The sequence below is a fragment of the Sphingopyxis panaciterrae genome, assembly GCF_011762125.1.
GTDB classification, from domain to species: domain Bacteria; phylum Pseudomonadota; class Alphaproteobacteria; order Sphingomonadales; family Sphingomonadaceae; genus Sphingopyxis; species Sphingopyxis panaciterrae.
This window is the reverse complement of the sequence record NZ_JAASQN010000001.1, coordinates 658,432-670,645: the sequence shown is the minus strand read 5'-3', so window position 1 is coordinate 670,645 and position 12,214 is coordinate 658,432. Positions and strand designations below refer to the sequence as shown.

Annotated in this window: 10 protein-coding genes; 7 read left to right on the top strand and 3 right to left on the bottom strand. The window is 66.0% G+C overall.

The genetic code is table 11. The annotated features are described in order from the left end of the window. Nucleotides 1-15: 15 nt before the first annotated feature. Genes FHR22_RS02910 through FHR22_RS02895 form a run of 4 tightly spaced genes read left to right on the top strand, consistent with a single transcriptional unit; the run spans nt 16 to nt 4,699 of the window. Nucleotides 16-561 (top strand): Csu type fimbrial protein, encoded by a 546-nt coding sequence (locus FHR22_RS02910; RefSeq protein WP_166938748.1) that lies wholly within the window; start codon nt 16-18, stop codon nt 559-561. A gap of 23 nt (nt 562-584) precedes the next feature. After that, complete coding sequence (locus FHR22_RS02905; protein ID WP_166938746.1) at nt 585-1,349, top strand: fimbrial biogenesis chaperone; 765 nt, start codon at nt 585-587, stop codon at nt 1,347-1,349. Between the two features lie 6 nt (nt 1,350-1,355). After that, entirely contained in the window at nt 1,356-3,716 is a 2,361-nt protein-coding gene (locus tag FHR22_RS02900; RefSeq protein ID WP_166938744.1) for a fimbria/pilus outer membrane usher protein, read from the top strand. Then, the gene (locus FHR22_RS02895; protein WP_166938741.1) at nt 3,704-4,699 is read left to right on the top strand and encodes a Csu type fimbrial protein; all 996 of its coding nucleotides are present in this window, start codon (nt 3,704-3,706) and stop codon (nt 4,697-4,699) included. Before FHR22_RS02900 ends, FHR22_RS02895 begins: the two co-directional genes overlap by 13 nt. Before the next feature lie 19 nt (nt 4,700-4,718). Here FHR22_RS02895 and FHR22_RS02890 read toward each other — a convergent pair whose 3' ends face one another. Then, on the bottom strand, nt 4,719-5,384 hold the full coding sequence (locus FHR22_RS02890) for an O-methyltransferase (RefSeq protein ID WP_166938738.1): 666 nt from the start codon (nt 5,382-5,384) through the stop codon (nt 4,719-4,721). A 95-nt stretch (nt 5,385-5,479) separates the two neighbouring features. On the opposite strand from FHR22_RS02890, the gene FHR22_RS22480 reads away from it, so the two are divergent. Both FHR22_RS22480 and FHR22_RS02880 read left to right on the top strand, forming a co-directional pair. Further along, nucleotides 5,480-5,692, top strand: a complete 213-nt coding sequence (locus FHR22_RS22480) for a TetR family transcriptional regulator (RefSeq protein ID WP_166938735.1) — start codon at nt 5,480-5,482, stop codon at nt 5,690-5,692. Between the two features lie 155 nt (nt 5,693-5,847). After that, on the top strand, nt 5,848-6,492 hold the full coding sequence (locus FHR22_RS02880; RefSeq protein ID WP_208417459.1) for a hypothetical protein: 645 nt from the start codon (nt 5,848-5,850) through the stop codon (nt 6,490-6,492). Nucleotides 6,493-6,555: 63 nt separating this feature from the next. Here FHR22_RS02880 and FHR22_RS02875 read toward each other — a convergent pair whose 3' ends face one another. Next, complete coding sequence (locus FHR22_RS02875) at nt 6,556-8,583, bottom strand: TonB-dependent receptor domain-containing protein (protein ID WP_166938733.1); 2,028 nt, start codon at nt 8,581-8,583, stop codon at nt 6,556-6,558. A gap of 247 nt (nt 8,584-8,830) precedes the next feature. Continuing rightward, complete coding sequence (locus tag FHR22_RS02870; protein WP_166938731.1) at nt 8,831-9,838, bottom strand: substrate-binding domain-containing protein; 1,008 nt, start codon at nt 9,836-9,838, stop codon at nt 8,831-8,833. A gap of 151 nt (nt 9,839-9,989) precedes the next feature. Between FHR22_RS02870 and FHR22_RS02865 the strand changes: the two genes are divergently transcribed. Then, a complete protein-coding gene (locus tag FHR22_RS02865) occupies nt 9,990-12,200 on the top strand; it encodes a beta-glucosidase family protein (RefSeq protein WP_166938729.1) in 2,211 nt (736 codons plus the stop codon). Nucleotides 12,201-12,214: the final 14 nt, after the last annotated feature.

Here is a 12,214-nt window from a genome sequence, read left to right as displayed (position 1 = left end):
CGCCGGCTCGCAGCCATGCCTGCCCCCCGCCCGTCGACTGCATTTGCGGCCCTCGCAGTGCTCGTCGCATGCGGGATCGGCGGCTCCGCCCAGGCCGAAACCACGGCGCAGTTCGACGTATCGGCGACGATCACCGCCGGATGCCTCGTCGATGGCCTCGGCGCCAGCGGCAATGCGGGGCGGATCGGGGAGCTCGATTTCGGCGTCGATTCGACCTTCTCGACCGCAACCCACACCGCGACGACCACCGGCGGGCAGGCGATCCGCCTGCGCTGCACCCCCGGCGCCAATCTGATGATGAGCATCGACGGCGGCAGCCATGCCGCCGTCGGCGTCCGCAATCTCCAGCTCGGCGCCAACAGCAGCGCGCGCATCGCCTATAGTCTATGTCGCGACATCGGATGCACCCAGCCGATCGCGATCGGAACAGCCTACGCGGTCCCCGTATCCGGAACGAATAGCGAGGATGTGCGGCTGCCGATCTACGGCTCGCTCACCTTGCCCGGAACGCGGCCGCCGGGCCCCTACACCGACACGCTGACGGTCACGCTGACATGGTGATCGCCCCTTTCAAGGACTGGTCCATGAAACGCGCCTTGCTCCCCGCCGTCCTGTTGATCCTTGCGATCATATTGCTTGCCATCGCGCCCCGTCCCGCTGCGGCGCAGCAGCCGGGTTCGATTCTGATCTGGCCAATCAATCCGGTGATCGAGGGCGACGATCGCGCCGCTGCGCTGTGGCTCGAAAATCCGGGCAAAACAGCCGTCACCTTGCAGGTTCGCGTCTATGCCTGGGCGCAGCAGGACGGCCGCGATGCCTATGCCCCGCAAGACGAGGTTCTCGGAACGCCGCCGATCGTCAGCATCCAGCCTGGCGAGCGGCAACTGGTCCGCCTGACCCGCACGACACCGCCGCCGGCCGTCGCCGAAAAGCCCTATCGCGTCATCGTCGACGAAATTCCGACGAGCGACGCGCCTGCCGCGCCCGGCGCCGCAGTCAGTTTCCGGATGCGCTATTCGTTGCCGCTCTTCTCCTATGCCCAAGGCGCGCGCCGGAAGGACAAGGCGAAAGCGGCCCTGCCGGAACCGGCGCTCGGCTGGCGCCTCGGCTCGGACGCAAGCGGCCGATTCATAGAGGTCCGCAACAAAGGCGCTGGTCACGCGCGGCTCACCGACGTCGCCCTTGTGACCGGCAGCGGCCGGTCACCGTTGGCCGACGGGCTGTTCGGCTATGTGCTTCCCGGCGCCACGATGCGCTGGCCGCTGCCGCAAGGAACCGCGACGTCGGGCGAGCTGTCGGCGGCGGTGAACGGACAGACGAGCGCGCGTATCGAGCATCTGCCGGAATGACGGGCGGTGGCGCGCGCGCTCTTTTCGCCGGGGCGGCTTCGCTGGGCGCCGGCGTTCGTCGCGGCGCTCTGGTTCCCCGGTGCCGCATCTGCCGCATATGCCGATGCCCGTCTCGACGGCTATGCCGACCTGCCCCCGCCGCCACAGCGGAGCGAGATCGCCGATCTGACCGCCGACCAGCGGCTCGAACTTGAACTTTTCATCAACGGCATGCGGACCGGCATCGTCGCGCCGGTCGTCAAGCAAGGCGGCAGGTTCCAGATGCGCGCCGCCGACCTGCACCGCGCCGGGCTGTTGTTCAAGGCGCCCGGCGACATGCTGTTTATCGACAGTCTCGACGGCGTACGCGCCGACTATGACGCGCTCGCCCAGCAACTGCACCTGACCGTGTCGCCCGAATATCTGCCTATCCAGCGGATCGGCGGCGGCAGCCGCGAATTCCGGCCGGCACAATATGATATGGGGGCGCTGCTCAATTACGATGTCTATGTAACCGGGGGCAACCGGGGGCCGGTGCAGGCATCGCTATGGCACGAAGCGCGCGTATTCGGTCCCGCCGGCATTTTTTCGACCACCGGCGCGCTGCGGACAGGCGGCGCGAAGCGCTACGTTCGCTTCGACAGCTATTGGCGCTGGTCCGACGAGCGGAGCATGACGACCGTCGAGGCGGGCGACATCATCACGCGGACCCTGCCCTATGCGCCCGCGGTCCGTCTGGGCGGCATCCAGGTGTCGCGCGATTTTTCGGTGCGGCCCGACATCATCACCTACCCGCTTCCCGAATTCGCCGGCAACGCCGCGCTGCCTTCCACCGTCGATCTGGTCGTCGATGGTCAGCGGATCGCGGGCAGCCGCGTCAATCCCGGCCCCTTCACGCTCGGCACGCTGCCGCCGATCAACGGCTATGGCCAGGCCAATCTGATCGTCACCGACATGCATGGACGCAGCGTCGCGACGGCGCTGCCCTTCTATATCAGCAGCGCGCTGCTCCGCCCGGGCCTGACCGACTATTCGGTCGCGGCGGGCGTGTTCCGCCGCAATTACGGCACCCGCAATTTCGATTATGGCGGCGTCGCGGCCAGCGCCTCGGCGCGCCATGGCGTGACTCCCGGCGTGACACTGGAGGTGCGCGCCGAGGTCGCCGACGACATGCGCCTCGCCGGCGGCGGCGCGGTCGTGAAGCTCGGCAATTTCGGGACGGTGAGCGCAGCCTATAGCCGCAGCTTCGGCAAGGATGCCGATGGCGGCCAGCTCGACCTTGGCTATGAATATCAGGCGCGCGGCTTTTCGGTCGGGCTGCGCCACACGCGGCGGGGCGGCGGCTACGTCGATCTCGGCCTTCTCGATCGCGGCGACGACGTGGGCTGGGAACGGCTGAGCGCCGCGACAGCGAGTATTTCGCTGGGCGGAGCGGGGACACTCGGCGTCGGCTATTTCGAACTGCGGCAGGAGCGCGGACGCGATGCGCGGCTGGCGAACCTCGCCTGGGCAATCCCGCTGTGGGGCGAAAGCCGCGTCTATGCCTCGCTGTCGCGCGATTTCATCGACCGCAGCTGGTCGGGCGCACTGACGCTGAGCATTGCGCTCGGCGGCGGGACGCTCAACGCCGGCGTCGCACAGGATCCGAGGGGACGCACCGGCGCGCGCGCCGACTATTCGCAGCCCGTCCCGACCGAAGGCGGCTTCGGCTGGAACGCCAGCGCGGTCAGCGAGGACGGCCGCAGCCCCTATTTGCGCGGCGATGTGATCTGGCGGACGCAGCCGGTCCAGCTGCGCGCCGGCGCCTATGGCCGCAGCGATATCACCGGCTGGTTCGGCGCCAGCGGCTCGCTCGTCTTCATGGATGGCGCTCTCTTTGCCGCCAACCGCGTTTCCGACGCCTTCGCCGTCGTCAGCACCAATGGCGAGCCGGGAATTCCGGTGCGCTATGAAAATCAGCTGATCGGTACGACCAACGAAAAGGGCCAACTGCTCGTCCCCTCGGCCAGCGCCTATTATCCCGCGCGCTACGACATCGATACGCTCGACCTGCCCGCGAACGTCCAGACGCCGCTCGTCAGCCAGCGCGTCGCGATCGCCGCGGGCAGCGGGCATGTCGTCCGTTTCCCCGTGACTCACAGGGCGGCGGCGCGCGCGACGCTCCGCGACACCACGGGTGCGGTGATCCCGGCGGGCGCGGCGGTGACGATCAACAAGAGCGTATCGACTTATGTCGGCTGGGACGGCCTGCTCTTTATCGAACAGGCCGCGGCGGAAAATCGGGTTGAGGTCAGCCTGCCCGATGGCGGAAGCTGCCACGCCGCTTTTACCGCCGACCCGAAGGCCGACGACATCATCGAACTGGGGAATTTGACATGCCGACCCTGACCCGCCTTGTCCGCGCATCCTTGGTGTCCACCGCCGCGATGCTGATGCCCGAGGCCGCGTCCGCCTGTACCACCGCCACCACGAACACGAATCTCGGCAGCTTCAGCTCCTATACGATCGCCACGACACCGCAGCAGGGCAGCGGATTGGCCGGCCTTCAGTGCGACATCCTCCTTGCGGCGCTGACCACCCATTATATCGGGCTGCGCGTCGAGGCATCGACCTTCCAGCTTACCGGGCCGACGGGGCAGACGATCCCCTATACCGCATCGCTCACGTCCGGCGGCACGCCGCTGGCGGTCGGTAATGTGCTTGACCTCTCGTCGCTCAGCCTCGTCAGCCTGCTGTCGGGGACGAACAACAGCGTGCCGATCTATTTTCGCACCAGTGCTGCGGCCGGTCTGCGTGCGGGAGCCTACAATGGCTTCATCGACCTTCGCTGGTATTATTCGGTCTGCTCGCTCGGCGTCGCGGTGTGCCTTGCCTATTCGTCGAGCCCGGGCTTTGTCCGGCCGCTGCTGGGGCCGGCGACGGTCTGGGGAGCCGGGGTCCCGGTGCGCGTCAATGTCCAACTGACCGTCCAGAACGACTGCATCATCACCGCGCCAAACGTCGCTTTCGGTTCGGCCCCGCTCGCCGGCGCCTTCAATCCCGTCACCCGCACCATCCTCATCCGCTGCAGCGCGGGCGCGGCCTATACCGTCGGGCTCAATGACGGCGACAACGCCGACAATGGCGTGCGGCGGATGCGCAGCGGCACCAACTATCTGCGCTACGAACTTTACAAAACCGCCGCGTCCGCCGATCGTTGGGGGGCCGTCGGCACCGCGCGGCGTAGCAGCGCAAGTGCCGACACCAATGCCGGCATCTATGATTCGACGACGACGCAGGGCTATACCTATCGCGCCGCGATTCTACCCGGGCAGATCACCCCGCCGGCCGGCAGCTACAGCGACACGATCCGGATCGACGTGGCCTTCTGACGATGGGAGACAATCCGGCTCAGCCAAGCCAGATGGACAATTCGACGTCGTCACCAAAGGGCATCGTGATATAGCCGTTCGCGATCGAGCCGACATGGTCCCGATATTCAGGGCAATAATCGCTGTTATCGGCGACGATCACCGCTCCGGGACGAAGCCGGCTCTCGACCAGATCGAGGATATCGCGATAAAGTGACTTGGCGCCGTCGAGCAGGAGGAGGTCGACTTTCTCGGGCAATTGGACAGCGAGCGTCTGAAGCGCATCGCCCTCGCGAAATTCGACCAGGTCGGCAAGACCGCCGGCGACGAGATTTTCCCTTGCCCGCGCGATCTTCGCCGGTTCGAACTCGCTGGTGATCAACCGCCCGCCGCCATTGTCGCGGAGCGCCGAAGCCAGGTGCAAGGTCGACAAACCGAACGAGGTTCCGAACTCGACGATCGATTTCGCGCGCGTCGCGCGGCCAAGCATATAGAGCAGGCGGCCGGTTTCGCGCGATACCGGCAGCGCATAGTCTTTCAGGTTCGCATAGAGTTCGCGGTAATCCTCCTTGCTCCGCATCAGCCGGTGGCGCTGGTCGTCGGACAGGGCCGCAAAGGCCGGGCTGGCGAGCGGCGATGCCGCATCGGCCTCGTCAAACAGGCGATCGAGAAGAGGCGCCACGGGGGCGCTGACAAGCGTGGTCATGTGGTTTCTCCGATGGTCGGGCAAAGGAATGGTGCCCGACCGGGAAAATACGAATAATCAGTCGCATTTCCTATTCGCATTCTCCGGAGCATCCGGTGCCTCACCGCCGAACCGCCAAGGTTTCCTCGCGAAAACAGCCGCAGCAGGGTCGCTCGACCGGGCTGGTTTCGGCTGTGCTCGACGCCGCTGTTCAGGTTTTGACGGCCGCGGGTGCGCACCGGTTTACCACCGCGCGAGTCGCCGAGCGAGCCGGGGCGAGCGTTGGATCGCTGTATCCCGGAGGACAGGATTTGATATTGCCGGAATGATACTTTATATCATTCCGATGACCGATCAATCCGAAGTACGACGACCCGCTTCCGGGCTATTCCGGGAAATCGAGACCATTCAGGCTGGAAAACCGTGGGGTCGCCTGCTCGATGCCGGAACCGGCACGCATTCGATAGGCTGGGTCGGATCCCTCGTGACGGAGCAATGGACCGCGGTGACCGGCGCCGAGGCCCATGCCGTTCAGGTCCGGGACGCGATTGCGCCGCGACGCCGCGAGGGCGATCGCATCATCGTCGGCAATTGGCAGGATCCGGACCTTCTCGCTGGTGAGACCTACGACACCGTGCTCGCCGATTATCTGCTCGGCGCGATCGACGGTTTCGCTCCCTATTTCCAGCACCGCCTGTTCGCGCGCTTGCTGCCGCTGGTCGGGCGTCGCCTCTATATCGTCGGGCTCGAACCCTATGTCACCGTCGATCCCGGCACGGAGGAAAGCCGCATCATCCGGGAGATCGGCCGCTTTCGCGACGCCTGCCTGCTGTTGGCCGGCGAACAGCCCTATCGCGAATATCCCGCGCAATGGACCGTCGACCATCTGGAAGCATCGGGGTATCGCGTCGTCGCGGCGAAGCGCTTTGCGAACCGGTACAAGCAGCGGTTCGTGAACAGCCAGATCGACATGTGCGCCCCGCGCCTCGCAAAGATCGCCGACCGCGACCTCGCCCGGTCGCTGGCCGCCCACGGCGAAGCTCTGCGTGACCGGGCACTCGGCCGGATCGAGCGCGAGGGAAGCCTGCGCCATGGCTTCGACTATGTTCTGGCGGCCGAACCCGCCTGACGGACGAATATCGGAAAGAAGGGGCGCGGAACCGAGCGCCCCTCCTTTCCGGCCCCCTTTGGTTCAGAAGCTCGTCCGCAAGCCGAAGACGAAATTCCGTCCGCGCAACGGCGATGCGTTCTTGATGAAGGATGCGTGATTATAGGCGAGTTCGTTCGTCAGATTATTCGCCCGCACGAACAGTTCGGCGCCGGTTTTCGGCCCGAGTTCGAGCTTATAGGCGAGCGTCGCATTGAGCATGTCATAGCCGGGCGTCCGCGTCTCGAACGCCGCGATCCGGTCCTGTTCGAACACATGATAATATTCGACGTCGCCCGACAGCGCGCCCCATTGCCCATCGGCGCGCGCGCCGAGACGGCCGGCGGGGATTCGCGGCAGATTACCCAGGTCACCCTTCAGCTTCGCACGGACATAGTCGCCGAATAGCGACACCCCGACATTGCCGAATCGATGGCGCACTTCCCCGTCGACACCCGTGAAGGTCGCGTCCGCGGCGGTATAGCGGATCAGCCTGAAATCCTCGAACCGATCCAGCGTGTTCGCGAAGATATAATCGTCGAAATCCTGATGATAGGCACCGATCGTGAAGGTCGTCGCCCCGGCCGTCTTGCGAAAGGTCAAGTCGACCGACCTGCCGGTTTCCTTGCCCAGCGTCGCGGTGCCGAGTTCATAGCTGTTCGTCGCGAGGTGGATGCCGCGCGCGTAAAGTTCCTGAACATTGGGCGCCCGCTGCGAACGGGCGATCGACAGCGCGAGCGAATAGTCTCCGCCGATGTCCCAGATCGCCGCGCCGGAGATCGAGAAAGGCTTGTGGCGCACTTCGCGGTTCAGCGTCGTTTCGACCTGCTGCCATTCCTGACGCGCGGCCAGTTCGAGACGCACCGGCCCGGCATCGAGCGTTTCCATCAGAAACAGCGCGGTATTGCGCGTCTCGCTTGCGGGCAGAAAGGCCTCTTCGCCGACGGCGCTGAACTTGCTTTCCCAATGCTGCACGCCGACGACGCCGCGCAGCCCCCCGATCGGCTTGTGCGCGAGTTCGAAGCGCAGGTCATACGCCTTGTTGCTGAACGTCGTCGCGACCTCGTCATGCTCGATCTCGTCATGTTCATAGTCGGTGAACGACAGCCGGAAACGCACCTTCTCGAACCCGGGCAGCGGGTCTTCATATTCGCTGCGGATGTCGAAGCGCTCGCTCCGCAATTTCACGAATGGCACTTCTTCATGTTCGTGGTCGTGATCATGGTCGTGGTCATGATCCTCGTCGTCGTGCCCGTGGCTGCCGCAGTGCAGGCTGCTGCCGTGGGGATGGCAGCCCTCATAGTCATGGCTGTGCCCCGGCAGGCCATATTCGCTGCGCTGGCGGGTGTAAGCGACGCCGAGATAGCCGCCGGGGCCGACCCATGAGCCGCCGACGCTGAAGGTCGAGGTGTCGTTATATGATCCATCGACATGGCGCTCGCCGAAACCCTTGGGAACGCGATAGTCGTTCGACGAGCGGTGGACGCCTTCGACGCGTAGCGCCAGCCCCTGCCCGCCGATCGTGATGCCGCCGACGAGCGACCGCTCGTCATCGGCGGTTCCGATCCGTCCTTCGGCCATGCCCGCAATGCCGCCTTCGGGGATCGAGGTCGGCACCTTCTCGTCGAGCAGGTTGATCGCGCCGCCAATCGCGCTGCCGCCATAGAGCAAGGCCGCCGGCCCGCGCAGCACCTCGATCCCGCGCAGCAGCAACGGCTCGGTCGTGACCGCATGATCGGGCGAAATCGCCGATGCATCCTGGATGCTCGCGCCATCCGAGAGTGCCTGAACCCGCGGCGCGGTCTGCCCGCGGATCACCGGGCGGCTCGCACCGCCGCCGAAATTGTCGAAATGGATGCCGGGCTGCCCGGCAAGCGTATCGCCCAGCGTCGCCTGACGGCGATGAGCCAGCTCGTCGCCGGTCAGCGTGATGACCGGCGTCGCCGTTTCATCGGCGCGCAGCCCCAGGACATTCGCCGATACGACGATTTCCGGGTCGGCGGTGCTGCCCGCCTGCATGAAACCGGCGTCGCGATCGGCATGCCGGACGGGCGGTACCGATTCGGCTGCCATGGCGGCATATGGAACAGCCGCCGGAACCGCAGCGGACAGGAGGAGAGCTCGAAACTTCACAAAAACCCCTTTCTTCTCTGGACGCCGGGCGTATATGAGACGTTATCTCATATCACAACCCCTTCAGGTTTTTCTTTCCGCCAGACGGGCGCCGATCGCCGCCCGGCCTATGGAAGCGGCCGATGGTCATCGATGATGGTGAAGATCGCAGCGCGCGATGTCGCGGCCGCGCCGGTCCTTCCGGCTTCTACGCCGTCCCGCGGACCACGAGGCTGGTAGGCAACAATATCTGGCTGGCCGCGAAGCTCTCGCCACTCGCCACGACACCGACGGCCTGAAATGCGAGATCGGCGATCGGTTGGTGGATCGTGGTCAGCGGCGGCCAGGCGAGCTGCGCGATATAGCTGTCGTCGAAGCCGGCGATCGCGACATCGCCCGGAACCGTCAGGCCCAGTTCGCGCGCCGCCGCCATGGCGCCGATCGCGACTTCGTCGTTGAACGCAAAAATCGCATCGGGCAGCGGATCGACGCGGCGGAGCAGGTCGAGCGTCGCCGCGCGACCGGATTCCGAAATGCTTTCGTGCAACTCGATCCGCGTGAGCAATATCCCCTCGGGATCGCCGCCCAGTCCGGCGAGCGTCTCGACGAAGCTGTTTTCGCGGATCATGGCGGCGGCGTGGTCGGCGGGTCCCGCGATGATCGCGAAGCGGCGGCGGCCCGATGCCCATAAATGTCGGGCAAGTTGCTGCACCCCCTGGGCATCGTCCGCACTCAGCGCCGCCGAAACGCCGGGGCGGATGCCCGGCGCGATCCGGACATAGGGCATGCCGTCACGGTCGAGAGCTGCGAGCAGTCTTTCGTCGTCGCAGACCGGCGGGGTCAGGATCAGCGCGTCGCAGCGGGCGCTGCGCAATCCCTGTTCATAACGGTCGACCATCGTATCGACGCCATGGTCGAATTCCTCGACGACCAGATGATAGCCATATTGGCGGCACGCCTTCGCCGCCCCGCGGAAAATCTCCGCGAAATAGAAGGATGAGAGATGCGGCATGAAGGCGCCGATCAGGAAGGATCGCGACGCCGCGAGTGAGCGGGCGGCCTGGTTCACATGGTATCCGGTTTCGCGGATCGCCGCCTCGATACGCTCGCGCGTCGCGGCGCTGACGTTGGCATTGCGATTGACGACACGCGACACGGTCTTCGCCGACACCCCGGCAATCGCCGCTACATCGTCCAGGGTCGCAGGCTTTCTCACGGCGGTATCGATAGGCTTCATCGCACCTTGTTAGCCACCGAATACGTACCCAGTCCAGCCCCGAATGTCAGCGCTGACATTTTCTCATTGTCAGCGCTGACATGATTAGATAGCTATCGAGTCGAGAACAGACAAAACAGGGGAGAGAGATATGAGATCGTGGCTTTGCTGCGCGGTGCTGCTTGCCGCCAGTTCGACGCAGGCGCTGGCTCAGACAGGATCGGGCATCGATGCATCGAGCGATGCCGATCGCCGCGCCGCCACCACCGAAGCCGAGATGACCAATGCCGAGCGTGTCGGAATGCTGAACGGCATCCTCGCCATGCCGCTGGGCGACACCAAAATTCCGGAGGGCGCGCCGCTTGGCGCCGGCTATATCCCCGGCGTCCCCCGCCTCGACGTCCCGGCGCTGACCGAGACCGACGCCAGCCTCGGCGTATCCTATCTTGGCGGTCTGCGCGGCGATGGCGCGACCGCCCTGCCCTCGGGTATGGCGATGGGGTCGACCTGGAGCCCCGAATTGATGCGCGCGGGCGGCGCGCTGATCGCATCGGAAGCGCATGCCAAGGGCTTCAATGTCCTGCTTGCCGGCGGGATCAACCTCGTCCGCGACCCGCGCGGCGGACGCGTCTTTGAATATCTGGGCGAAGACCCGCTGCATTCGGGCCTGCTCGGCGGCGCAGCCGTTGCGGGCATCCAGTCGCAGAATGTCATTTCGACCATCAAGCATTTCGCGCTCAACCCGACCGAGATCGGACGCCAGTTCCACAACGGCATCCTCGAAGAGAGCGCGCTGCGGATGAGCGACCTGCTCGCCTTCGAAATCGCGATCGAACAGGGACAGCCGGGATCGGTCATGTGCGCCTATAACAAGGTCAATGGCGCGCAGGCATGCGGCAACGACCGGCTGCTCAACGGCATCCTCAAGAAAGACTGGGGATATAAGGGCTGGGTGATGTCCGACTGGGGGTCGGTCCGCGCGACCGATTTCGCGCTCGCCGGGCTCGACCAGCAGTCGGGGTCGCAGCTCGACGCCGCGGTCCATTTCGGCGCGCCGCTGCTCGATGCCGCGAACAGCGACAAGCGCTATCGCACCCGCGTCGCCGACATGAGCCGCCGCATCCTGCGGTCGATCTATGCCGTCGGGGTCGACAAGAACCCGCCGCGCAAGGCCGCAATCGATGTCGCCGCGGGCGCGGCAGTGGCGCAGGACATCGCCGAAAAGGGCATCGTCCTGCTCCAGAACCGCGATGCCATCCTGCCGCTCGCCGCCTCGGCGAAGAAAATCCTCGTCGTCGGCGGCTATGCCGATGCGGGGGTCCTGTCGGGGGCTGGATCGTCGCAGGCGCAGGGCCAGGGCGGCCCCGCCGTTTCGCTACCAACGATGAAGGACGGCCTGTTCACGGCGCTGATGGCGCAAAACTACCATCGCTCCGCGCCGCTCGACGCCATCCGCGCCCGCGCCCCGCAGGCCGAAGTCAGCTTCCGCGACGGCCGTTACCCGGCCGAGGCGGCGCTGGCGGCAAAACATGCCGACCTCGTCATCGTCTTTGGAACCCAGTGGCTGACCGAGGGGCTGGATGTCCCCGACCTGTCGCTGCCGCAGGGGCAGGATGACGTGATCGCGGCGGTGGCCAAGGCGAACCCGAAGACGATCGTCGTTCTCGAAACCGGGGGCCCCGTCGCGATGCCATGGCAGAGCGACGTCGCGGCGATCGTCGAGGCCTGGTATCCCGGCGCGCGCGGCGGCGAAGCGATCGCCGCCGTGCTGTTCGGCGACGTGAACCCGTCGGGCCGCCTGCCCGTCACCTTCCCGGCGTCGGTCGCGCAATTGCCGCGCCCCGACCTGCCCGGCGCCGAGACAGTCGAACCGAGCTTCGCCGGCCACGGCAAGCCCGGCCAGACGCTCGACATCGACTATAATGTCGAAGGCGCCGACGTCGGCTATCGCTGGTTCGCGCGCAAGGCGGAAAAGCCGCTTTATCCGTTCGGTTTCGGGCTCAGCTACACCAGCTTCGAACGCTCGGGCCTGTCGGTCACCAGCGGCGCGGCACCCGCCGCGACCTTCACGTTGCGCAACAGCGGCGCGCGGGGCGGCGCCGACATCGGGCAGGTCTATCTGGTCGAAACGCCGCGCGGCAAGACGCGGCGCCTCGTCGCCTTCGCGCGCGCCGAACTGAAACCCGGCGAAGCGCGCACCATCGAGGTGCCGATCGATCCGCGCCTGCTCGCCGACTGGACGCCGAAGGGCTGGAGCATCGCGCCCGGCACCTATCGCTTCGCGCTCGGCGCGTCGTCGGAAGAGCTGCTGGAGGACGTCAGCGTCCCGATCGCCGGAAGGACCTGGAACTACGCAAAATAAGACAAAACAAGGGG

Bases quoted from the DNA above. Each gene is read 5' to 3' on its own strand.
- FHR22_RS02910 (WP_166938748.1), top strand. From the start codon at position 16: ATGCCTGCCCCCCGCCCGTCGACTGCATTTGCGGCCCTCGCAGTGCTC.
- FHR22_RS02905 (WP_166938746.1), top strand. From the start codon at position 585: ATGAAACGCGCCTTGCTCCCCGCCGTCCTGTTGATCCTTGCGATCATA.
- FHR22_RS02895 (WP_166938741.1), top strand. From the start codon at position 3,704: ATGCCGACCCTGACCCGCCTTGTCCGCGCATCCTTGGTGTCCACCGCC.
- FHR22_RS02890 (WP_166938738.1), bottom strand. From the start codon at position 5,384: ATGACCACGCTTGTCAGCGCCCCCGTGGCGCCTCTTCTCGATCGCCTG.
- FHR22_RS02875 (WP_166938733.1), bottom strand. From the start codon at position 8,583: ATGGCAGCCGAATCGGTACCGCCCGTCCGGCATGCCGATCGCGACGCC.
- FHR22_RS02865 (WP_166938729.1), top strand. From the start codon at position 9,990: ATGAGATCGTGGCTTTGCTGCGCGGTGCTGCTTGCCGCCAGTTCGACG.